The organism is Salinicola avicenniae, from assembly GCF_023736115.1.
Lineage (GTDB): Bacteria > Pseudomonadota > Gammaproteobacteria > Pseudomonadales > Halomonadaceae > Salinicola > Salinicola avicenniae.
In genome coordinates this window covers 621,372-643,385 of the sequence record NZ_JAKQZC010000002.1, presented here as the reverse complement: position 1 = coordinate 643,385, position 22,014 = coordinate 621,372, and the positions used below count along the sequence as shown (strand labels likewise).

Genomic DNA, 22,014 nt, shown 5'->3' with positions numbered 1-22,014 from the left:
TTAAAGGTCTAACGAGGGCGCTGCCCTCGGCGATTCCACAATCGTGAATAAGGTCAAAATCGTATGACCATGGATATTCAGGTGGCGGAAGGCGACGTCGAACGCCTTTCGCTCAAGGAGTACACCGAGAAGGCGTATCTCGACTATTCGATGTACGTCATTCTCGATCGCGCGTTGCCGCACATCGGCGACGGCATGAAACCGGTGCAGCGGCGTATCGTCTATGCGATGCGCGAGCTGTCGCTGACGGCGAACGCCAAGTACAAGAAGTCGGCGCGTACCGTCGGCGATGTGCTGGGTAAATTTCACCCTCACGGCGATAGCGCCTGCTACGAGGCGATGGTGCTGATGGCGCAGCCGTTCAGCTACCGCTATCCGCTGGTCGACGGCCAGGGCAATTGGGGCAGCCCGGACGATCCTAAATCGTTCGCGGCGATGCGCTATACCGAGGCACGTCTTTCCCGTTTCTCCGAAACACTGCTGGCCGAGCTGGGGCAGGGGACCGTCGACTGGACGCCGAACTTCGATGGCACCATGAACGAACCGGCGGTGCTGCCGTCGCGGCTACCGCATGTGCTGCTCAACGGCGGTACCGGTATCGCGGTGGGCATGGCGACCGATATCCCGCCGCACAATGTGGTCGAGGTGGTCGAGGCCACCTGCCAGCTGCTGCGACAGCCCGATGCCAGCGTCGCCGACCTGATGCAGCATGTGCCGGCGCCGGATTTTCCCACCGAGGCGGAGATCATTTCGCCGGCATCCGACCTGCGCAAGCTCTACGAGAGTGGCCGTGGGTCGGTCAAGCTGCGCGGACGCTACGTGCGCGAAGAGGGCAATATTGTCATCACCGCGCTGCCCTATCAGGTCAGCGGGGCCAAGGTCCTCGAGCAGATCGCCGCGCAGATGCAGGCCAAGAAGCTGCCGATGGTCGCCGACCTGCGCGACGAGTCGACCCACGAAACGCCGACGCGGCTGGTGATCGAGCCGCGCTCAAACCGTATCGATGTCGAAGGATTGATGGCGCATCTGTTCGCCACCACCGATCTCGAGAAGAACGTGCGCGTCAACCTCAACGTCATCGCGCTCGACGGTCGGCCGCGAGTCATGCCGCTCAACGACATGCTGGGCGAGTGGCTGCGCTTCCGGCGTGCCACGGTACGTCGGCGGACCGAGCACCGGCTCGCCAAGGTCGAGGACCGGTTGCATCTCCTCGAGGGTTTGCTGATCGCCTACCTCAATATCGACGAGGTGATTCGTATCATTCGCGAGGAGGATGAGCCCAAGCCGGCCCTTATGAGCGCGTTCGGCATTACCGAGCGCCAGGCGGAAGCGATTCTCGAACTACGCCTGCGCCACCTGGCGAAGCTCGAGGAGATGAAGATACGCGGCGAGCAGGACGAGCTCGAGGCGGAGCGCAAGCATCTCAAGGAGCTGCTCGGCAACGATGCGGCCATGACCGACCTGATCGAGAAGGAGCTGCGCGAGGCGGCGAACGCCTACGGCGATGAGCGGCGTTCGCCGCTGGTGGAGCGCGGCGAGGCCAAGGCGCTTTCCGAGGTCGAGCTGGTCGGCGCCGACCCGGTGACCGTGGTGCTCTCGGAGAAGGGCTGGATCCGAGCCGCTCGCGGCCATGACATCGATCCCGCCGGGCTGTCCTACAAGGCCGGCGACGGCTTCCATCTGGCGGCCCGCGGCAAGACCAACCAACCGCTGGTGCTGCTCGACGACGGCGGTCGCAGCTATACCCTGACGGCTCACAACCTGCCCTCTGCGCGTGGGCAGGGCGAGCCCGTCACCGGACGGATCAATCCGCCGGCGGGGGCGAGCATGGTCGGTGTCATGCTCGATCTGCCGGCAGCACGTTACCTGCTCGCCAGCGACGGTGGCTACGGTTTCGTCGTCAGGGTCGAGGACTTGCTCGGCAAGAACAAGGCCGGCAAGGCGGTGCTCTCGGTACCCAAGGGGTGCAACGTGATGCCGCCGAAGGCAATACCGGAAGGCGATGACGTTCGCGTTGCCGTGGTCTCCAACGAGGGGCGCCTGCTGGTATTCGCGCTGTCCCAGCTGCCTGAAATGGCCAAGGGCAAGGGCAACAAGATGATCGATATTCCCGGGACGCGGGCGGCCAATCGCGAGGAGTTCGTACGCGATCTGGTGCTATTGCCGGAGGGGGCTTCATTGATCGTGCATGCGGGCAAGCGCAAGCAGACGCTCAAGGCTGCCGATCTGGGCTACTACACGGGCGAGCGTGGCCGGCGAGGCAGCAAGCTGGCGCGTGGCTTTCAGAAGGTCGATCGACTCGAGGTCGAATCCTGATACGGCGAGACCGTCGCGCGGTCCGACACACGACGATCCGAGACACCACCCGATGCCAGGCCTTGCCTGGCATCAATGATGATTAACGACTGGGGGCGCCGGATGCGCCCCGGCGGGGACAATATGTCACGACGATTCGTGGTAAGGGCGACCGGGCCGGCCAGGCCGGGGCAATTGGCGGCACTGGCGACGGCACTGACGAGTGCCGACGTCACGCTGCTGGACATGAGCCAGCATGTCACCTTCGGCGAACTGACGCTGGAAGCGCTGGTGCAGAGTGGCGACGGCGTCGATGTGACCTCGCTGCTCTGCGGTGCCGGCGATGCCTGCGGGCTCGACTGCCGCGTCGAGCCGCTGTCGGAGGCCCCCCGGGTACCGGCCGCCGAGACGCCTTCGCGCTGGATTCTCACGCTGATGGGCGCTTCGATCTCCGCCGAAGTGGTGGCGGAAGTCGGGGCGTTGACCGCCGAGCAGGGGCTGATCGTCGAACGCGTGAAGCGGCTCTCCGGGGAGGAAACCACGCAGTCCGTCGCCGGCGTCTGTTTCGAATGGCGTCTGTGCGGCGATGTTCTGGATAGCGTGGCGCTGCGGGAGCGTGTGCTGGCGCTGAGCGAACGCTACGCGATCGACATGGCGCTGCAGCCGGCGACGGTTTGGCGCCGTCAGGCACGACTGGTCTGCTTCGACATGGATTCGACGCTGATCCAGGCGGAGGTGATCGATGAGCTGGCGCGGCGTCACGGCGTCTATCACGAAGTCGCCGAGGTGACCGCACGCGCCATGCGCGGTGAGCTCGATTTTCAGCAGAGCTTCCGCGAGCGCATGCGTAAGCTGGAAGGCCTGGATGAATCGGTGCTGGAAGAGATCGCCCAGTCGCTGCCGCTGATGCCCGGCGTGGAGTCGTTGATGGCACATCTCAAGCGGCTCGGCTATCGCACGGCGATCCTCTCCGGCGGGTTCACCTATTTTGCACGCCACCTGCAGGCAAGGCTGGGGTTCGACGAGATCCACGCCAACGAGTTGGTGATCCGCGACGGCAAGGTGACCGGCGAGGTGGCCGAACCGATCGTCGATGCCGAGCGCAAGGCGATGATGCTGGCCCGGATCGCGGAGAGAGAGGGCTGGGAGATGGCCCAGACGATTGCGGTCGGCGATGGCGCCAACGATCTCAAGATGCTGGCGGCGGCCGGTATGGGCGTCGCCTTCCACGCCAAGCCGCTGGTGCGTCGCCAGGCGCGACAGTCGGTGTCGGTCATGGGATTGGATGGGTTGCTCTACTTGCTCGGGTATAGCGCCGCGGAACTGGCCGAGGTCATGGCAGCTGATTAAGTTTTGTTCGCTTTCCAGGTAACATAAAGTTACTTTTAGACGATCGCCCGTATTTCACGCTATCGAGAGCCTGTCATGTCCGAGTCCGCCACCGCAGAGTCTGCCCCAGCCGAGTCCGACGCGACTGATGTCTACCACGCCAAGGCCAAGTGGGAGTGGCTGGAGCCCTTGTGTCTGGATGGTGGCGTCAACCTGGCTTTCTCGCTCGATGACGAGGCCTCCTGGCCGATCGTGCTCAACGAGGTCGAGCGGGATCGCTCGTTAGTCGTTGATGTCTCGGCCGTGCCGGCGTTGGCCGAGCCGTTGGCGCGAGGTGATGCGTTTCATCTGATCGGCCATGTCAGCGGAGCGATGGTCCGCACGGCGCCACTCGAGGTGATTGAGCGGCTGGCGGGGCGAGACGGGCGTGTTCGATTTCTGTGCAGCTATCCCGAGTATGTGAGCACGACCCATCGACGCGGCACCTTTCGGGCCGCGGTGCGTCCGGAAATGGGTGTCGTGGCGTCGCTGACCATGTCGTCGGCGCCCAATGCCGTGCCGGTCGAGGTACGCAATCTCTCGCTCGGCGGTTGTCTGCTGGCCATGCGACTGGCCGATGCGCTGGCGCTGGAGACCGATCAGGCTTTCGAGCGGCTTGACCTGCAGTTCCCCAATCGGCAGGCGCTCTCGCTACGCGGCCGGATTCGGCACGTGCGTACCGACGAAGGGTGGACGCTGGCACTGGCCGGCTGCGAATTCGACGAGCAGGCGATCGATGGCGACCGCCAGCTCTGGTACTGCGTCAAGGAGATCGAGCGTGAGGGGGCTCGCAGCGCGCTCACCGAGGATCGGCCGTTGGCGCCTTCCGGGCTGTTCCGTTCCCCTGAGGGCAAGCGTCCGGTACCGGCCAAGGGCCTTGCCGAATCCACCGATCTCCCGATTGGCAATGCTACAGCTCGCCGGCTGCAGAAGGTCGCCGATTACCTCAATGCGCAGATACTGCAACTGCAGAACGGCGGTGGTATCGCCGCCACGCTGCTGTCCCGGCAGGCCGACGTGCTGTTGACGCTCGGTGAACAAAGTGCCGATGGGCTGCTCTACGCCCTCGGTTATCTGGAGCGCGAGCCGGCATTGGTACAGCACATGCTGCGTGTCGCCGCGCGCGCTAGCGTGCTGGCGCGATCGCAGGGTGTCGACAAGGAGGCACTGAAAGCGATCACCGCGAGCGCTCTGGTGCATGATCTCGGCAAGGCGCTGCTGCCGACGGCGGTGCTGGCGAGTCCGCAGCCACTCACCTCAGCGCAGCGTCAGCAATTGGCTGGCCACGTTGCGACCGTCCTCGAGGCGCTGACCGCGTGCCGCTGGCTCGATACGGGCATCGCCGGTGAGGTGGTCGGGCAGATCAATGAGCGCTTGGACGGAAGCGGTTATCCGCAGGCCGCGACCGAAGGCGATATCGGCGATATCGGTCGCATGATGGCGGTGGTGGACGTGATCGATGCACTGACCCAGCCACGCCCGGACCGTCCTGCGTGGTCGCTGGTCGAGGCCTACCGTCACGTGCTGGGTGCGCCGGCCTGCTTCGACAACGCCTGGGCCCAGCGCTATATCCGCCGATTCGGTCTGGCGCCTGTCGGTGCTCTGGTGCGCTATTCGAGCGGTGCCCTGGCCTGGGTGCAGCACCTGGACGATCAGGGGCGGCCGTCGCAGGTCCATATGGTGCTCAATGCCAACAGCCCTCAGCGGCACCTCGATCAGGTGCTGGCGAAGAGTGATCTGGCGCAGCTCGGCCGCCTCGAGGGGCCGGTCATGCCGGCAGAGTATGGCCTGGCGCGCGTCTGAGGTACCACCGTACGCCATCGTCGCCGTGCCGACTTTTCGTGTCTGTGCTCCGCCGCGGTCGAGGCGTTCTTTCTACCGAAGGCGCCCCCGTGCGCTTATCGCGCGTGGCGTGCTTGTGTCGGCGTGAGACCGAAACACCGTCGAAAGGCGGTCGCGAAGTTGGCGGGATCGCTGTACCCCGCCAGCTCGGCAGCGATGTTCACGCTGGCACCTTGACGTAACGCCTGTTCGGCCGCTCGCAGACGTCGAATCCTCAGATGTTTCTGGAGCGAACGCCCGAAGCGCGCCTGACACAGGCGTTGCAGCGTGCTGATGCTCATTCCCAGGGTTGCCGATATCTCGCCGAGCTCCAGGCGGTCTGCCTTGCCGCTGTCGACAAATGCCCACAGGCGATCGGCCTGACGACCGCTCGGCGACGGCCTGCCCCCACCATGCAGAGCTCGCAAACCTTCTCCGGCCATCGTTAGCGCCAGCCCTTCGCGCTGTAGCCGATTGCTCCAATCCTCCGGATAGGACGGTCCGTCGAGCAGGCCGTCGGCCAGGCTCAGCAGCGCTTGGCTCGGCTGCCAGGCGATCGGTTCCAGATGCGCCGGTCGCTGCATGAAATCCCGCTCGATATCCTGCGATGCCATCCACTGCGGCGACAGCGTCAGGGTCAGGCTGCGCTCGCGCGTGTTGGCCCGTGCCTGTCGTTCGAAGGGTTCGGCCTCGGCCAAGTTGACCAGCAGGGCCGTGGGGCGTTGGCTTTCGAAAGGCAGGCGTCGTGTGCCGAAATGCACTTCCGGGGGACCGCTGAGCATCAGGATGATCTTGAGTCCTGGCGTCATCTCGGCCCGATTGCACATCGTCTGACGATTATGGATCGCCGCGTGCCGCAGCGTCAGGCCGTCGCGGAAGCGTTCAACGCCGAAATTTCCGCTGAGTAGCGCACGTCTCGAGTCGCCCTCGATTCGGTAATGGTGTCCGAGGTGGTGGGCGTGACGATGTAGGGTAGCGCGGTCAATGTCGGTATCGGTGGTGGAAGATAGTGGCTCGGACATTGGAATGGCGTGTTTTGCACCGGTTTCTGAACGTTTTGCAAAGGAGTGAAGCCTTGCGATCTGGAATAATGCGTGGCGCCGGAGTTGATTGCAACTCATTCTCATTATCATAAAGGCGCAGCGATCTATCGCGCCACGCAAGGGACACCCCGCATGACTGTTTCCTCTCCGCGGCAGGGTTGGTCTGCCGCGCTCGGCGTCGGCTTATCGATTGCCGCATTGCCCGTCTACGCACAAGCCACCAATGCCGAACTCGAGACCTTGACCGTCACCGGCAATCGCCTCTACGAGATGCTGCCATCGGAGACGACTGGCGGCTATTCGGTCGATTCGGCCACGGTCGGCACGAAGACACCTGCCGCGCTGCGCGATATTCCGCAGTCGATCAGTGTGGTGACGCGCGATGCTATCGAGGACCAGAACCTGCGGACGCTCGATGAGCTAGGGCGGCGGACGCCCGGCATGCGCGTGCTCAGCAACGATAACGGACGCTCGTCGATCTACGCGCGCGGTTATGAATACGACGAGGCGAATATCGATGGTCTGCCGGCACCGATGACCAGCATCAACGGCTCGGTACCGTCATTGGCGGCCTTTGACCGGGTCGAGATCATGCGTGGGCCTTCCGGGTTGTTCAATAGCACCAGCGAGATGGGAGGTATCGTCAATCTGGTGCGAAAGCGTCCGACGTACGACTTTCAGGGCCATACGACGGGTAGTATCGGTACTCGCGGCGAACGTCGGCTGGCGACCGATCTCTCGGGGCCGATCGATGCCGAGGGACGGATACGCGGTCGACTGGTGGTAGATCGTACCGAACACGCCGAGCTCGTCGATCACAATGACAACGAGCAGAACGACTTTTACGCGGCGCTCGATATCGATCTCGATGAGTCGACCACGCTCGGGCTCGGCTTTCTGCGCAATACCAAGGATATCGTGGTCAACAACGGCCAGCCGGTCGGCAGCGACGGTGAGTTGCGCTACGGCCGTCGCACGGCGTTCTATGGCGCGGACTGGAATGACTTCGAGAGTCGGTCCAACGACTGGATCGCCGAATTGACGCATCGTTTCGACAACGGCGGTTACGGGCGGCTGGCGGCGCGCTATTCCGACCGTAACGCCCGCTACAACTATGTCTTCGGCGGCAGCGCGCTGGATGATGACGATACGATGGCGGTGGCAGGAACCGGCAGTCGTGTCGATCAGCGCGCACTTTCGGTCGATGCCAGCTATAGCCAGCCGTTTGAGGTGCTGGGCAACGTCAGCGAGTTCGTCGTCGGCACCGATTACAAGCGCTACGATACCGAGATAGCCTCGGGCCGCTCGCGCGATGTCGCTGGCGAAAGAGTGACGCTTGAGGCGCTGAATGATCTGGCCTACGTCGACATTCTTGATGTCGCGCGTGCCTCGGGACGAGGTTACAGCCATACGGAGACCCGCCTGGAGGAGACCGGCCTTTACGCCAAGCTGACGCTGCGCCCCTGGCAGCCGCTGGCGCTGATCGTTGGCAGCCGTCTTAGCCACTACGATGTCGCTCTCGACGACAAGACGGAGGGTAGCCGCCAGACGCGAAGCGACAACGAATTGACGCCTTACGCGGGCGTGGTGCTGGATCTCGACGCTCACCACTCGCTCTACGCCAGCTACTCGCAGGTGTTCAAGCCGCAGACCGAGTACGGCGAGGATGGCGATCTGATCGAGCCGCGCGAAGGGGAACAGTATGAGGTCGGCGTCAAAGGGAGCTATTTCGGCGGTGACCTCAATGCGCGGATCAGCGCCTTCCGTCTGTATGACGAGAATCGTGCGGCGACGCCGGACGATACCGGCGCCTCCTATGTGGTGCCCGTCGGCAAGATGCGGATTCAAGGCGCCGAGCTCGAGGTGACGGGTAGCCTGACCGATCAATGGGAGCTGATCGCAGGCTACACCTATCTGGAGACGGAAGTGCAGGACGCGTCGACGACCCGCGACGACGGTGTCTTCCTGCTGATGCCGAAGAATACCCTCAATCTATGGACGCAGTACGCCTTTACCCAAGGGGCGCTGGCCGGGGTGCATGTGGGGGGCGGCATGACGGCCATGAGCGATTTCAACTCATCCAATGCCGTCGAGGCGCCGGGCTACGCAGTAGTCGATGCGATGATCGGTTATGACTTTTCGTCCGAGGTTAGCGGCCAGCTCAATTTCAATAACCTGTTTGACCGCGACTACTACAATCGCGTCGGCGGCACGAATACCTTCAACATGGTGGGCGCGCCGGCCAGCGTGGTGGCCTCGCTGCGCTATGACTTCTAGCCACATGCGCGCTTTGACAGTCGGCTGCCTGCTATCGGTAGCCGTCTGTTTTTCCATCGCTGTTTCCTCAACCGCTTTTTTCGCAACCGCCTTGGCTCAGGAGCCGACGATGGAGAACGACCCGGTCACGCTACCCGGGAGTCAACAGTGGCAGAGGCACGCCGAGGCGACCGGCCGCGACTATCTCATTCAGGTCAGCGTGCCCGATGCGCCGGTGCCGGCTAACGGCTATCCAGTGCTCTATGTGCTCGACGGCAATGCACGCTTCCCGCTCGCGGTGGCGGCGCGCGAGGCATTGACGCTGGAAAGCCCGCAGGGCGGTGTCGCGCCGTGGCTTATTGTGGGGATCGGCTATCCGGAGACACTACGCTTCGACGGTGCGGCACGTAGCGAGGACTACACACCGTCAGGAGAGGGGTTACCGATGAAGGATGCGCGTGGCCGGCCTCAGGGCGGCGCTGATCGCTTTCTCGAGTTCATCGAGGATGAGCTGAAGCCCGAGCTCGCCCAACGCTTTGCCGTGGACCGCTCGCGCAGTGCGCTCCTCGGCCACTCCTACGGTGGGCTGTTCGCGCTTCATGTGGCGCTGACCCACCCACGAAGCTTCAGTGACTATATCGCCGTCAGTCCCTCGCTCTGGTGGGGGGACAGCTACCTCTTTCGAGAGTTGGGGGAGAGGGACCGGGCGAGGGGCGAGGCGAGTCCGGCTCTACGCCTGCTGATCGGCGTCGGCGACCGGGAAATCTCGCGTCGACCGACTGCGCTTGCCACCGACACCGGCGAGTCGGCGATCCCCGCCATGCGCGACAACGCCGTTCGCATGGCCGACGCCTTGATGGATCGCTTCCCCCGCTGGCAGATCGTGTCGACGCGTTTTGCGGGCGCCGGGCATGGCGATGTGATGTGGCCCGCCATGCAAGCCGTTTGGCCCTTTCTTGACAAAAAGGAACAGGGCGATCGCGGAGCGCAGGCCGATTCTGGGCCACACTGAAACACGGACTACCGATTTCAGGAGGACCGGATGACAGCGTTTTCAGAGGCTTCGCGCTCGCCAGGGTTCATGCCGCCGCACGTGCTGGAGCGTATCGTGTCGCACGGCAATACGCGTCTGCAGCAGTGTGCGCGAACGACGCTGCAGGCGGATGCCCAGTTTCGTCTGCGTTCGGCGGTCCCCGCCGCCGCGCGACCCGCAGACAGCCATCGTCCCGGTGAGCCGGCGCGCTACATCTACGACGCCAATCAGCAGCAGCTGCTGCCAGGCGACCTGGTACGCCGCGAGGACGAGCCGGAGACGGGGGATACCGCGGTCGATGAAGCTTACCAGTGGCTCGGTGCCACGCACCGTTTCTACTGGCAGGTGTTCCGGCGAGACTCGATCGACGGCGAGGGCATGGCACTGCTGGGTACGGTTCATTACGGGGAAGCCTACGACAATGCGTTCTGGAATGGCGCGCAGATGGTCTTTGGTGACGGCGATGGAGAACTGTTCGAGCGCTTTACGGCGGCGCTGGACGTGGTCGCGCACGAGCTGACCCACGGCGTGATCGAGCGCGACGCCGGACTGATCTATGCCGATCAATCCGGGGCGCTCAACGAATCGCTGGCGGACGTCTTCGGCACGCTGGTCAAGCAGCATCACTTCGAGCAGCGGGTCGACGAAGCGGACTGGCTGATCGGCGAGGGCCTGTTGACGGCGCGGGTCAACGGGCGGGCGCTGCGCTCGATGGCCGAGCCGGGCACCGCCTATGACGATCCGGTCCTCGGGCGCGACCCCCAGCCCGGCCATATGGATGACTTCGCGCGCACCTCGTCGGATAACGGCGGCGTGCATATCAACTCCGGCATACCCAATCGGGCCTTCTACCTCGCGGCGACGCGTCTGGAGGGATATGCCTGGGAGCAGGCCGGGGTGGTCTGGTACGACGCCCTGACCGACGACTCGCTCCAGCGCGATACCGATTTCGCCGCCTTTGCTCGTCTGACTATCGCGCATGCCGGCGAGCGCTACGGCCGCGGTGGCGAGGTCGAACGCGCCGTGGCTAGTGCCTGGCGGGATGTTGGAGTGACGGCGTGAGCAGCTCGGGCTGTCCGCCTCTCGCACCAGACGCCGTGCTGGCCGTGAGCCGCGACGGCGGTTTTGCCGCGATGCCGGGCTTGAATCGAGAGCGGCGAATCGACTGCCGGACGTTGAGCCCCGCGCAGCGTCAGCGGTTGCAGGCGGTGCTGGCCGAGGTCGAGCGACAGAGCGGGCAGGAGTGTGCGCCCGGCGCCGATCGCCGTGTCTTCCGCGTTGTCCTGCTGAGTGCCGCCGGTCAACCGGATTGGGAGCGTGAGCTTGACGAGAGCCTGACCCCAAAGCAGGTGATTGGCCTCTGGAAGCTGGGCATGGCGGCGCTGGAGTCGTGAGCGTGGCTACGCCTACGGCAAACAAGCGAGCACTGACTTACCGGTAGCGTCAGTCAAACGGGAATTTTTTGCTTGGCCGAGGAACTTTGGCCAGATAGTAGACTCTCAATCAGTAGCCCAGGAAGGGCACACAGCGTAGGCCGGGCCCGTATTGGGTCCGGCTTCTTTTTGGTCGGTCGCCTGGAGACGTGGATATCGACGCGTGCCGGCCGGCCCGGTACGGGGCGGGAGGCGTTTCTGTGTGAGAGGGCGACGATGGCTGCAGATTGCCAATCGGTGGCGGTGGGCGTGGCTTGCCGCGCTGGTGGTGCCGATGCTGATTGCGTTGCTCGGGCGCCCGCTGCTAGCGCCATTAGACGGTGTCGAGACGGCGGAACAGCGGCTGCAGACGGCCTTCGAAACCCGCCAGGAGGGGTTTTGGGTCGAGGCGTCGGCCCAGGTGGTCCAATTGCTGCCCGATGATCGGGAGGGCAGCCGCCATCAGCGCCTGATCGTGGCGCTCGATAGCGGCCAGACCCTGCTGATCGCGCACAATATCGATCTGGCGCCGCGGGTGCCCGAGCTCTCGCGTGGCGATGAGATCCGATTCCGGGGAGAGTATGTCTGGAACGCTCGAGGCGGCGTTATCCACTGGACCCATCACGACCCCGACGGCAGGTATCCGGGCGGATGGCTATCGTTTCAGGGCCGTCGCTACCGTTGAGGAGCGGGGCGGCCGTGCCTGGCATGAGGTAGGCGCCTGGCATGGGGCAGCCGTTGAAATCGTCTGGCGGCGTCATGCCGGCGAAGTCAGCCGCGGACGTAACCTCGTTGTCGGCGCTTCAGCGAGGGCTTGTCGGCGTGCCAGCGTTTGGTGAGCCACCACATGCCCAGTCCGTCCAGGGTGTCGCGCAGTAGCTGCAGGGGCAGTTGACGTAGGGCGGGACGAGGCGCCTGCCGCGACGGCCGGCGATTGACGTAAAGGGTGCCGACGCGCCCGCCAGTGCGACGGATCAGCATCGGCAGGAAATGCTGCACACGGTTAACGGCGGGCAGGGTGGCAAGGACATCACGCCGTATCAGGCGCATGCCGTAGGTGCCGCTTCGGCGAGATTCGAGTCCGAACCGACGAGCCACGCGCAGCAGGCTGGCGCGCCAGCGACAGCGCGGATCGAGCGGCACGCCCTGTACCAGGGTCAGTCCGTACTGGCGGGCCTCGCAGAGCATGTCAGGCAGGTCATGCGGGTCATCGCGTCCATAGGCGTCGAGTCTGGCAACCCATTCGCCATTGACGAGCGCCACCGCTTGTCGGAGGGCTGCGTCATCGCCGATCGGCGTCGGTTGACGATAGAGACGCACACGAGGATCGGCCGCCGCCAGCGCGTGCAGCCGCTGGCCGTTGGCCGTCTCCGTGGCATCGTCGATGATCACGATATCCAGTGTCTCGGCGTGGGGCAGGGCACGAGACGCCTCGTCGATCACTGCCGGCACTCGGTGGTGGCGGTCGCTGACGATGAGGACGATCGATAGCTTGGGTAGTGCGAGCATGATGATATCCCGTGATTCCGCTTTGCGGACTTTTCATGGCCTATCCGGAGCCGTCACTATGGCAGTCATTCCTTAACGCTGACTTAGTCGCCGGGCGGTGGCGTGTTTCAGGACGTCAAGTATCAGAACATCGCGTATCAGACAGCCGTGGTTCGGGGGCTCGCTTTCCAGACAGTCGTGCCCTGGAGCCGCGTTATGTCGAATGCTCATTGGCTGACGTCGAGCGCATAGGTGGCTGACCGCAGTGAGCAGTATCGGTGCGACGTATGACAGTCGCGTGGCACCGTTGAGGGAACCTTTGTGCCCCTGAGCTGTAGAGTCAGGGACAGATATTCCGGGCCCGAGTTCGCCAGGGTTGGCGAGAACGAGAGAGAGAATCATGAGGGTGATGCTGGTTGAGGATGACCCGCTTCTGGGTGAAGGGGTCGTGGATGTGCTGCGACGAGAGCAGATGGTAGTGGAGTGGCTGACCGAAGGCCGCGGCGTGCGCGAGGCGCTCGATGAGGCGACCTTCGATGCGCTGATTCTGGATCTGGGGCTACCGGATATCGACGGTTTCGAGGTGCTCAAGCAGCTGCGGGAAAGCGAGAGTCGCATTCCCGTGCTGGTGCTGACGGCGCGCGATGACGTCGACAATCGCATTCGCGGACTGGACGGCGGCGCCGATGATTATCTGGTCAAACCCTTTGATACCGGCGAACTGCTGGCACGGCTGAGGGCGCTGGTACGGCGTAGCGCGGGGCGTGCCTCGCCGCTGGTCAGTTGCGGGGCGCTGACGCTGGACCCAGCTGCCCACGAGATTCGCGTCGACGGCGAGATCGTGGCGTTGGGGCGGCGCGAGCATGACCTGTTGGCCTACCTGATGACTCATCCGGGGCAGGTCTTCTCCAGGGATCAATTGGTCGAGGTGCTTTACGGCTGGGAAGCCGAGGTCGAAAGTAACGTCATCGAGGTCCACGTGCATCACCTGCGACGTAAGTTCGGCAGTGACGTCGTCGCCACCGTTCGCAACGTGGGCTACCGGCTGGGAGCGCTCGGTTGATCTCGATTCGCCGTTATCTGCGGCGGGTCCTGCTGATCTCGGTCACCTCGATCACCGCCATCGCCGCACTGTGGAGCTATCACGACACGCGCGATCAGATCAACGAGCTGTTCGATGCCGAGCTGGCGCAGACGACGCGCACGATGGTCGCGCTCTACTTCGAGTATCGCGGCGATCGCGGGCGAGATCCGGCACAGTTGATCCGGGATCTGCAGCTCGAGCCTGCCATCGTACCCGACAATGCCACCGATTCCCCCACCGCGCTCGGTCATCCCTACGAGAAGAAGTTAGCGTTCCAAATATGGGACGACGCGGGCAATCCGCTGCTGGGCATGCAGATGCCGGGCGTGCTGGACACGCCGACGCGGCAGCGTGGCTACCGCTATATCCGCAGCCAGTCGCACGACTGGCGGGTGTTCACACTCTACGACGAAGCGCATGGCGTCTGGGCCAGCTCGGCCCAGCGCGACGACGTGCGTGACGAACTGACCTGGCAGATCGCGTTGCGCAACCTGATGCCCCCGGTGATCGGCGTGCTGCTGGTAGCGCTGCTGATCCCGTTCGTGATCGCGCGGGGCTTCTCCCCGCTGCTGCGGATCAGCCGCCAGATCGCCTCGCGGCGGCCCAGCTATCTCGAGCCGATCGATGCGCGTCAGGCGCCCGAGGAGATCCGCGGCCTGGTCGAGGCGCTGAACGGCCTCTTCGCGCGGCTGGCGGAGACGCTGGAGAAGGAGCGTCGTTTCACGGCCAACGCGGCGCACGAACTGCGTACGCCATTGGCCGCGGTCAAGGTGCACGCGCAGAACCTGATCAGCGATACCGCAGAGGCCCGTTCGCAACGCGGCGCGCATTCGATCATCGATGGTGTCGATCGCATGACGCGCGTGGTCGAGCAGTTGCTGACGCTGTCACGACTCGAGAGTGGCCAACATATCGACCCCCAGACCGTCGACCTCGCCCGGCTGGGGCAGGAGCTCAAGCGCGACATGCAGCCGTTGAGCGAGCAGCGAGATCTTCACTTTCAGCTGGAACTGGGCGACCAGCGCGAAGTGAAGATTCACGAAAACGGGCTCTACGTGCTGCTGCGAAACCTGCTCGACAACGCCATGCGCTACACGCCGCCGGGTGGAGAGGTGCGTCTGCGCATGCGGCTCGAGGCCGACTGCCTGCAGCTCGAGGTCGCCGACAGCGGGCCCGGTATCCCCGAGACCGAGCGAGAACGGGTGTTCGAGCGCTTCGTACGCCTGGCCGGGCAGAAGACCAGCGGCTCGGGGCTCGGACTTGCCATCGTGCGCGAACTGGTCGAGCGACTCGGCGGCGAGATCCGGCTCGAGACGACCTCGCTACCGGTTGCCAGCGGGCTTAGCGTCCACGTGTCGCTGCCGCGGCGCTGAGCGACGGCTGTCAGCCCGCCTTCACAGCGGCGTCTTGCTCGCCTCGCCGGGGATTTCGCGGACCAGCCTCGGCATCAGAAAGCCCGCTAGCCGTTGGCGCAGCGCCTGGACCAGCGTACGCGCCTCGCGGTCGTCGACATCGAAGTGCGCGGCACCGGCTACCGGGTCCAGCACGTGCAGGTAGTAGGGCAGGATGCCGGCTTCGAATAGCCGCTCCGATAGCGTGGCTAGTGTCTCCACGTCGTCGTTGATGCCTCGCAGTAGCACGCTCTGGTTGAGTAGCGTGGCGCCGGCGGCCTGGAGGCGTGAGCAGGCGGCCTCGACCGCGGCGTCGATCTCCCGGGCGTGGTTGATATGCAGCACCACCACGCGCTGTAGTCGCGTGCTGCCGAGCCACGCCAGCAGGGCCGTATCGACGCGGTCGGGAATCACCACCGGCAGGCGAGTGTGGATCCGCAGCCGCTTCAGATGGGGAATCGCGTCCAGCTGTTCGACCAGCCACGCCAGACGTCGGTCCGACGAGGCGAGGGGATCACCGCCGGAGAGAATGACCTCGTGGATCGTTTCGTCTTGGCGCAGGTAATCGAGGGTGGCATCCCACTCGCGTAGGGAGGGCGCGTTCTCGGCGTAGGGAAAGTGGCGCCGGAAGCAGTAGCGGCAGTTGATCGCGCAGGTCGGACTGGCGATCAGCAGCACCCGGTTGGCGTACTTGTGGATCAGGCCCGGGCGCGGGGCATGCTCGCGCTCTTGCAGCGGATCGTCGATGAAACCGGCAACGGCACGGGCCTCGTCGCCCAGCGGCAGAACCTGACGCAGCAACGGATCGGCTGGGTCCCCCGCGCGGATGCGTGACAGATACGCTTCGGGGACGCGCACCTCGAACAGGTCATGCCCCTGCTCGGCACCGGGCAGGAGCGCCGGGTCCAGGCCGAGTCGATGGCAGAGCGTCGCGGGATCGCGAATCGACTCGCTCAGCTGGCGCTGCCAGCGGGCGCCGGACCCACCGGCTTCGACCTCTTCGCGATGCACAGCGATCGGGGTTCGGGTTATCATGCGGACCACTCGAAATCTGGGCGCCTGCCTTGCAGCAGTGCGCGGATCGGAATTTGCGTCGCGGGCGGCCCGCGAACGGTTATCAGTGAGGAATCATGGCGAACTATTCTACCAACGAATTCAAGGGTGGCCTGAAAGTGATGCTGGATGGCGATCCCTGCAACATTCTCGAGAACGAGTACGTCAAGCCGGGCAAGGGCCAGGCCTTCAACCGCGTCAAGCTGCGCAACCTGATTACCGGCCGCGTCTGGGAACGTACCTTCAAGTCGGGGGAGTCGCTCGAGGGTGCCGACGTCATGGACCTCGACATGGAATACGTCTACACCGACGGTGACATGTGGCACTTCATGAAGACCGACGGCTCCTTCGAGCAGTACGCGGTCGACAAGAAGGCGATCGGCGATGTGGAGAAGTGGCTCAAGGAGCAGGCGGTCTACACCGTGACGCTGTGGAACGACAACGCCATTGCCGTCAGCCCGCCCAACTTCCTCGAGCTGGAAGTGGTCGAGACCGATCCCGGCCTCAAGGGCGATACCGCCCAGGGTGGTTCCAAGCCGGCCACGCTCTCCTCCGGTGCCGTGGTTCGCGTGCCGCTGTTCATCAACCAGGGTGAAGTGCTAAAGGTCGATACGCGCACCGGCGAGTACGTGTCTCGCGCCTGATGCTCTCTTCGGCTCGGATCCCATGATTCGGGTCGTCGGTTCAGCGTGATCGCCGCCTGGCGACGGGGTCCAGCCCCGTCGCCGGAGTTGATGGTTACCTGACGTCAAGATGTTCCGGTCACGTCTGAGACTGGGCCTCGTTGAGGCGCTTGTCACAGGTTTCGACCAGGGTTCTCGCTAAGCGCCGTGCGTCCTCGATCCGGCGCAGGCGAACGGCCTCAAGCAGGTCTCGGTGCAGCGCCAGTGTCATTTCGATTTCGGTATCGTCGCGTCGATACGAGTTCTCGAAAAAGGTGCGTTGCACGCTCTCCAGGACACTTCCCATACGACTCATGACCCGATTACCACTGGCTCTGGCCAGCGTTCGATGGAACTCGATATCCGCCTGATTGAAAACCTCGGCGTCATGTCGATGTGCTTCCATCGTCTCCAGCGCGTTTTCCAGTTCGCCGAGATCCCGTAGGCTGGCTCGCGAGGCGGCATGAGCGGCAATCGCCGGCTCGATCAGCAGGCGGACTTCGAACCCTTCTCGCTGAAGTTCACGTTCGCTGTCCCCCTGACATGCCCACGCCCAGACGTCCTCGTCCAGCCAATCCCAGCTTGCCGTTTCCCGGATCACCGCCCCCGAGGCGGGGCGAATCTCGACCAACCCTCTGGCGACCAGAGCCTGTAGCGCTGCGCGCACCGTCGTGCGCGACACGCAGAATTGCTGGGCGAGCGCGTTCTCTCCCGGTAGGCCGGAGGCAAATTCCCCCCTGGCAATACGGCCTCCCAATTCGTGTTGCAGCGCTACGGCCTTCATATGTTTCCCCTTATGCCAGCCCATCCTGCATCGCGCTACCCGGGGGGTACATGCCCCCGGCGAGCTCTGCCTCATTCGATGGTCGTATATCTTGTAATACAGGTTGTAAGACATGGTATTACCAGATGCCGAAGGCGCCTATTAGACTCTGGTGTAACCGGTCAGGCATGCCGCGCTCGGCGATACAGCGAATTGTGAGTGGAACGAGAAGCGAGGCGCAATATGGGTTGGAGACGACAGCTGGACCGGTGGGGGCTGCCAGCTCCTCTTTTCTGGGGCTACGTGGCGGTGCTGATTTTCATGATCGGCGATGGCGTGGAATCCAACTACCTGGCCCCCTACATGGCCGGCAATGGCTTCACCCTGGATACGGCGGCCACCATCATCAGTTTCTACGGCATCACGGTAACGCTGGGTTCGTGGTTGGCGGGGGCGCTCTCCTCGCTATGGGGCCCGCGGCGAGTCATGTTGCTGGGTGGCGTCATCTGGGTCGTCTTCGAGGTGCTGTTTCTGCTGGTAGCGCTACCCGCTGAGAGTTTCGCGCTGAGTTTCCTGACCTATGGCCTGCGAGGGATTGCCTATCCCATGTTCGCCTATGCCTTTCTGGTCTGGATTCAGGCAGCGACGCCGGCCGGTCAGCGCGGCGCGGCGACCGGCTGGTTCTGGCTGGTGTTCACTGGCGGTCTGCCGACGCTGGGTTCAGCCGTGGCAATCGTCTCCATTGCAGTGATCGGCGAATATCCCACCTTCTGGCTGTCGCTGGCGTTGGTGATCAGCGGCTTCGCGATCGGGATGCTGGCGGTCAGAGAGCGCACCGGCTTTCAGCCACTGGTGGCGCGCGGTGATATGAGCATGGGCCGCGCGTTGCTGGGGGGAATCGACATCCTGGGCCGGAGGCCGCGCGTTGCGGTGGCGGGCGTGGTGCGCATCATCAACACCACGCCCTACTTCGGCTTTTTCATCTTCCTGCCCGGGTTCTTCACCGAGCAGATGGGCTTTTCGCAGTCCGGCTATCTCGGGCTGATCACCATCATGGGCCTGGTCGGGATGAGCTTCAATCCGGTCATCGGCAATCTCAGCGACCGGATCGGCTGGCGTCGCATTCTCACCTTCGTGGGCGGTCTCGGTTCTGCCGTCACCATGCTGCTGATGTACTTCGTACCGCAGTGGAGCGGCGGCAACTATCTGCTCAGCCTGGTCTTTGCCTGTCTTTACGGCATCACGCTCTGCGGCTATGTACCGGCAGCCGCGTTGATCGCCTCGCTCTGTGACGAGGAGGACAAGGGCAATGCGCTGGCGATCTACTGCCTCAGTGCCGGACTCTCCACGTTCATCGGTCCCGTGCTCTATCGCCTGCTCAACAACGTGATGGGCATGGATGGCGTGGTCTGGATCTATGCCGCGCTCTACGTCGTCAGCGCCATCCTCTCCTGGTTCTTCCTGGTGACGCCTGAAGATCCCGGCGAGCGCAGCCGTGCGGGCGCCAGCCGAACGGGAACGAACGGGCGCGAGGAAGCTAGCCGTAACCGTGAAAGCCAGGCAGCGGGGGAACAGGCATGAGTGATTACGATTACATCGTCGTCGGTGGCGGCAGTTCGGCCTGCGTGATGGCGGCCCGCCTGATTCGGGACTCCTCCGCCCGGGTGCTGATGCTCGAGGCCGGCAAGTCGAAGACCCATCCGCTGATGGACCTGCCGGCCGGCTACATGAAGTTCCTGGAGAAGGACGCCTACCTGACGATGCACGAAACGCGACCGCAGCCCTCGCTGGGCGGGCGCGGCCCGACGGTACCGCAGGCTCGCGTGCTGGGCGGTGGCGGGGCGGTCAACGCCATGGTCTACCTGCGGGGGCACGAAGCCGACTACGCCGACTGGAACCAGGCGGTCGCCGGCAGCGACATCGACTGGTCCTACGCCACCTTGCGCCCGCACTTCGTGTCCCAGGAGGACAACGACCATCTCGGCGGCGACGAGCATGGCGTGGCCGGCCCCTTGAAGGTCTCGCATCTGGGGCACTTCAGTCCCATGAGTCGCGCCTACGTCAAGGCGCTGCAGGGCATGGGCATTCCCTATACGCCGGATTTCAATGCCGGACGGCCGGGCGGCGTCGGCTTCATGCAGCACACGATCGACTGGCGGACCCGGCAGCGCTGCGGCGCCTATCAGGCATTTCTCGAGCCCGTCATGCACGACCCCCGTCTCACGGTCGAAACCGGGGCGCGGGTCAATCGGCTGATACTGGCGCAGGGGCGTGTCGTCGGCGTCGAGTACGAGCGTGACGGCAAGATTCTCGAAGTCCGCGCGACGCGGGAAGTGCTGCTGGCCGCCGGCGCCTATCAGACGCCGAAACTGCTGATGCTGTCGGGTATCGGGCCAACGGCCGCGCTCGCCGATCACGGCATCGAATGCCACGTACCGCTCGAGGGGGTGGGGGCCAATCTTCAGGACCACTACGAAGTGCCGGTCGTGGCGCGCACCCGCGGCGTGTTCGGCTATTACGGTCAGGATCGTGGCCTGAAGATGCTGAAGGCGGGCCTGCAGTATCTGCTGTTTCGCTCCGGCCCGGTGACCACCACGGGGGTCGAGACCTGTGCCTTTTTCGACCCGGCCGATGGCGGTGATCTCCCCTCCATTCAGATGTTCTGCGTGCCGACGGTCTATCTCGACCGCGATGTCATGGGGACCGATCCCGGCCATGGGGTGACGATCAACTCGTTGCTGCTGCGGCCCGCCTCGCGAGGCCGCGTGGCCCTGGCCTCGCGTGATCCGGCGGCGGCGCCAATCGTCGATACCGGTATCTATCGCGAGCCCGAGGATCTGCGTCGAACCATTGCCGGCTTCCGCTTTGCTCGCCGGGTACTGTCACAGGCGCCGGTCGCGGCGATGGTCGAGCAGGAGATCTTCCCCGGGGCCGAGGTCGAAAGCGATGACGCGATCGCCGAGCACTGCCGTCGGACGGTCAAGACCGGCTATCATCCCGTCGGCACCTGCCGCATGGGGCGTGCCGACGATCCGATGGCGGTCATCGGGGCCAATCTGCGGGTCCATGGTGTCGAGGGCCTTCGCGTGATCGATGCGTCGATGATGCCCAACATCGTTCGCGGCAATACCAACGCCGCCGTCATGGCGGTGGCCGACCGGGCCGCCGATCTCGTGCTGGCCGACCTGGCCAGGGCGGAGCCCCATGCCGAGAAGGAGATAGCGCATGTCTGAACGACTCACCACATTACGCGAACGGCTGCGCGACTGGCGGCTCGACGGCGTGCTGCTCTCGTCGCGGGAGTCCGTCGCCTGGCTGACCCAAGGGGCGACCTATCATGTCGTCGAACGTTCGGCGGTGGGGGTGGCCAGCCTGCTGGTCACCCCCGAGCAGGTCTATCTCGTCGCCCCGGACAACGAGATCGACCGCTTGCGCGAGGAGGAGCCGCATCCGTTCGAGGTCGTGGCCGCCACCTACGCCTGGTACGAGACGGCCGACGTGGCACTGGCAAGGCTAGGGTTCGATGGATCGGCTTCACGGCTCGGTAGCGATCTGCCAATGACCGGCGCCACCTGTATCGCGGAACACCTGCTGCCGCTGCGATTCGAACTCGACGCGCTCGAGCGAGAGCGGCTGTCCCGGCTCGGGCAGGACGCCGCCGGCATTGTCGAGACGATCGCCGCGAACCTGCGTCCCGGCGAGCGCGAGATCGATATCGAAGCGCGAATCCTGCACGACTGTCTCGAGGCCGGCATTCGGCCGGTCTGCACGCTGGTGGCCTTCGACGCGCGCATCGATCGCTATCCGCACCCCATCCCGACCGACGCTCGGCTTTCGCAGCGGGCGTTGCTGACCCTCGGCGCCGAACGCGACGGCTTGAATGTCAGCCTGACGCGGATGGTGCGCTTCGGCGAGGTGGAAGCCGCGCTGCTGGCGCGCTATCGTCAGGCCGCCGCCATTCATGCCGAGACCCTGGCAGCGGTTCGCCCCGGGCTGTCCTGGGAGGCGCTGTTCGCGACGATCAGTGAGGCCTACGAGCGCCAGGGTCATACCCAGGGTTGGCGGCGTCACCACCAGGGCGGGCCAGCGGGCTATGGTTGTCGTGATTTGATCCTGACGCCGACGGCTCGAGGGCAGTCGGTCGCCCATCAGGCATTTGCCTTCAATCCCACGCTGCCGGGCGTCAAGAGCGAGGATACCCTGCTGCTCGACGGCGGCGGCGGGCGTCTGGTGACGCGCACCGGCGACTGGCCGACGCTCGAGTTCGACGCCGGCGGTCGGACCTGGTCGCTGGCCGGCTGGCTGGCAAGAGAGTGAGCGTGTCGATCATCGTCATCGAAGCGGA

18 protein-coding genes are annotated in these 22,014 nt (G+C 64.5%); 14 read left to right on the top strand and 4 right to left on the bottom strand.

The features are described 5' to 3' along the window. Nucleotides 1-63 precede the first annotated feature (63 nt). The 3 genes from parC (at nt 64) to MC381_RS06445 (ending at nt 5,466) form a co-directional block, all read left to right on the top strand. Nucleotides 64-2,316: a DNA topoisomerase IV subunit A gene (gene parC / locus MC381_RS06455; protein ID WP_251976903.1), complete on the top strand. Its 2,253-nt coding sequence runs from the start codon at nt 64-66 to the stop codon at nt 2,314-2,316. A gap of 123 nt (nt 2,317-2,439) precedes the next feature. Then, nucleotides 2,440-3,645, top strand: coding sequence for a phosphoserine phosphatase SerB (gene serB / locus MC381_RS06450; RefSeq protein ID WP_251976902.1), 1,206 nt, complete (start codon nt 2,440-2,442; stop codon nt 3,643-3,645). A 75-nt stretch (nt 3,646-3,720) separates the two neighbouring features. Further along, nucleotides 3,721-5,466, top strand: a complete 1,746-nt coding sequence (locus MC381_RS06445) for an HD domain-containing phosphohydrolase (RefSeq protein ID WP_251976901.1) — start codon at nt 3,721-3,723, stop codon at nt 5,464-5,466. A 95-nt stretch (nt 5,467-5,561) separates the two neighbouring features. Here MC381_RS06445 and MC381_RS06440 read toward each other — a convergent pair whose 3' ends face one another. Further along, on the bottom strand, nt 5,562-6,506 hold the full coding sequence (locus MC381_RS06440; RefSeq protein WP_251976900.1) for a helix-turn-helix transcriptional regulator: 945 nt from the start codon (nt 6,504-6,506) through the stop codon (nt 5,562-5,564). 153 nt (nt 6,507-6,659) lie between these two features. Here MC381_RS06440 and MC381_RS06435 point away from each other — a divergent pair, with 153 nt between their 5' ends. The 5 genes from MC381_RS06435 (at nt 6,660) to MC381_RS06415 (ending at nt 11,913) form a co-directional block, all read left to right on the top strand. Further along, nucleotides 6,660-8,804 carry a TonB-dependent siderophore receptor gene (locus MC381_RS06435; protein ID WP_251976899.1) on the top strand — a complete coding sequence of 715 codons (2,145 nt, stop codon included), beginning with the start codon at nt 6,660-6,662 and terminating at the stop codon, nt 8,802-8,804. A gap of 109 nt (nt 8,805-8,913) precedes the next feature. Continuing rightward, nucleotides 8,914-9,795, top strand: coding sequence for an alpha/beta hydrolase (locus tag MC381_RS06430; RefSeq protein ID WP_251976898.1), 882 nt, complete (start codon nt 8,914-8,916; stop codon nt 9,793-9,795). Between the two features lie 30 nt (nt 9,796-9,825). Beyond that, nucleotides 9,826-10,878 (top strand): M4 family metallopeptidase, encoded by a 1,053-nt coding sequence (locus MC381_RS06425; protein WP_251976897.1) that lies wholly within the window; start codon nt 9,826-9,828, stop codon nt 10,876-10,878. Further along, nucleotides 10,875-11,210, top strand: a complete 336-nt coding sequence (locus MC381_RS06420; protein ID WP_251976896.1) for a protealysin inhibitor emfourin — start codon at nt 10,875-10,877, stop codon at nt 11,208-11,210. The genes MC381_RS06425 and MC381_RS06420 overlap by 4 nt, the downstream gene beginning before the upstream one ends. 241 nt (nt 11,211-11,451) lie before the next feature. Beyond that, nucleotides 11,452-11,913, top strand: coding sequence for a DUF3465 domain-containing protein (locus MC381_RS06415; protein WP_251976895.1), 462 nt, complete (start codon nt 11,452-11,454; stop codon nt 11,911-11,913). A gap of 86 nt (nt 11,914-11,999) precedes the next feature. On the opposite strand, the gene MC381_RS06410 is transcribed toward MC381_RS06415, so the two are convergent. Continuing rightward, entirely contained in the window at nt 12,000-12,737 is a 738-nt protein-coding gene (locus tag MC381_RS06410; protein WP_251976894.1) for a glycosyltransferase family 2 protein, read from the bottom strand. A 379-nt stretch (nt 12,738-13,116) separates the two neighbouring features. Between MC381_RS06410 and MC381_RS06405 the strand changes: the two genes are divergently transcribed. Together MC381_RS06405 and MC381_RS06400 are read left to right on the top strand one after the other, a co-directional pair. Further along, a complete protein-coding gene (locus MC381_RS06405) occupies nt 13,117-13,779 on the top strand; it encodes a response regulator transcription factor (RefSeq protein ID WP_251976893.1) in 663 nt (220 codons plus the stop codon). Next, a complete protein-coding gene (locus tag MC381_RS06400) occupies nt 13,776-15,173 on the top strand; it encodes an ATP-binding protein (protein ID WP_251976892.1) in 1,398 nt (465 codons plus the stop codon). Before MC381_RS06405 ends, MC381_RS06400 begins: the two co-directional genes overlap by 4 nt. A 21-nt stretch (nt 15,174-15,194) precedes the next feature. Here MC381_RS06400 and epmB read toward each other — a convergent pair whose 3' ends face one another. Then, nucleotides 15,195-16,226, bottom strand: a complete 1,032-nt coding sequence (gene epmB / locus MC381_RS06395; RefSeq protein WP_251976891.1) for an EF-P beta-lysylation protein EpmB — start codon at nt 16,224-16,226, stop codon at nt 15,195-15,197. 95 nt (nt 16,227-16,321) lie between these two features. Between epmB and efp the strand changes: the two genes are divergently transcribed. Continuing rightward, nucleotides 16,322-16,888, top strand: coding sequence for an elongation factor P (efp, locus tag MC381_RS06390; RefSeq protein ID WP_189445465.1), 567 nt, complete (start codon nt 16,322-16,324; stop codon nt 16,886-16,888). Between the two features lie 118 nt (nt 16,889-17,006). Here efp and MC381_RS06385 read toward each other — a convergent pair whose 3' ends face one another. Next, nucleotides 17,007-17,690: a FadR/GntR family transcriptional regulator gene (locus tag MC381_RS06385; RefSeq protein WP_251976890.1), complete on the bottom strand. Its 684-nt coding sequence runs from the start codon at nt 17,688-17,690 to the stop codon at nt 17,007-17,009. 222 nt (nt 17,691-17,912) lie between these two features. On the opposite strand from MC381_RS06385, the gene MC381_RS06380 reads away from it, so the two are divergent. The 3 genes from MC381_RS06380 to MC381_RS06370 are packed head-to-tail and all read left to right on the top strand — an operon-like array spanning nt 17,913 to nt 21,986. Continuing rightward, nucleotides 17,913-19,250, top strand: a complete 1,338-nt coding sequence (locus MC381_RS06380) for an MFS transporter (protein WP_251976889.1) — start codon at nt 17,913-17,915, stop codon at nt 19,248-19,250. Next, on the top strand, nt 19,247-20,902 hold the full coding sequence (locus tag MC381_RS06375; protein WP_251976888.1) for a GMC family oxidoreductase: 1,656 nt from the start codon (nt 19,247-19,249) through the stop codon (nt 20,900-20,902). The genes MC381_RS06380 and MC381_RS06375 overlap by 4 nt, the downstream gene beginning before the upstream one ends. After that, the gene (locus MC381_RS06370; protein WP_251976887.1) at nt 20,895-21,986 is read left to right on the top strand and encodes a M24 family metallopeptidase; all 1,092 of its coding nucleotides are present in this window, start codon (nt 20,895-20,897) and stop codon (nt 21,984-21,986) included. Before MC381_RS06375 ends, MC381_RS06370 begins: the two co-directional genes overlap by 8 nt. Nucleotides 21,987-22,014: the final 28 nt, after the last annotated feature.

Coding starts and splice junctions, on each gene's coding strand:
- parC (WP_251976903.1), top strand. CDS start 64: ATGACCATGGATATTCAGGTGGCGGAAGGCGACGTCGAACGCCTTTCG.
- serB (WP_251976902.1), top strand. CDS start 2,440: ATGTCACGACGATTCGTGGTAAGGGCGACCGGGCCGGCCAGGCCGGGG.
- MC381_RS06445 (WP_251976901.1), top strand. CDS start 3,721: ATGTCCGAGTCCGCCACCGCAGAGTCTGCCCCAGCCGAGTCCGACGCG.
- MC381_RS06440 (WP_251976900.1), bottom strand. CDS start 6,506: ATGTCCGAGCCACTATCTTCCACCACCGATACCGACATTGACCGCGCT.
- MC381_RS06435 (WP_251976899.1), top strand. CDS start 6,660: ATGACTGTTTCCTCTCCGCGGCAGGGTTGGTCTGCCGCGCTCGGCGTC.
- MC381_RS06430 (WP_251976898.1), top strand. CDS start 8,914: ATGGAGAACGACCCGGTCACGCTACCCGGGAGTCAACAGTGGCAGAGG.
- MC381_RS06425 (WP_251976897.1), top strand. CDS start 9,826: ATGACAGCGTTTTCAGAGGCTTCGCGCTCGCCAGGGTTCATGCCGCCG.
- MC381_RS06410 (WP_251976894.1), bottom strand. CDS start 12,737: ATGCTCGCACTACCCAAGCTATCGATCGTCCTCATCGTCAGCGACCGC.
- MC381_RS06405 (WP_251976893.1), top strand. CDS start 13,117: ATGAGGGTGATGCTGGTTGAGGATGACCCGCTTCTGGGTGAAGGGGTC.
- epmB (WP_251976891.1), bottom strand. CDS start 16,226: ATGATAACCCGAACCCCGATCGCTGTGCATCGCGAAGAGGTCGAAGCC.
- efp (WP_189445465.1), top strand. CDS start 16,322: ATGGCGAACTATTCTACCAACGAATTCAAGGGTGGCCTGAAAGTGATG.
- MC381_RS06385 (WP_251976890.1), bottom strand. CDS start 17,690: ATGAAGGCCGTAGCGCTGCAACACGAATTGGGAGGCCGTATTGCCAGG.
- MC381_RS06380 (WP_251976889.1), top strand. CDS start 17,913: ATGGGTTGGAGACGACAGCTGGACCGGTGGGGGCTGCCAGCTCCTCTT.
- MC381_RS06375 (WP_251976888.1), top strand. CDS start 19,247: ATGAGTGATTACGATTACATCGTCGTCGGTGGCGGCAGTTCGGCCTGC.
- MC381_RS06370 (WP_251976887.1), top strand. CDS start 20,895: ATGTCTGAACGACTCACCACATTACGCGAACGGCTGCGCGACTGGCGG.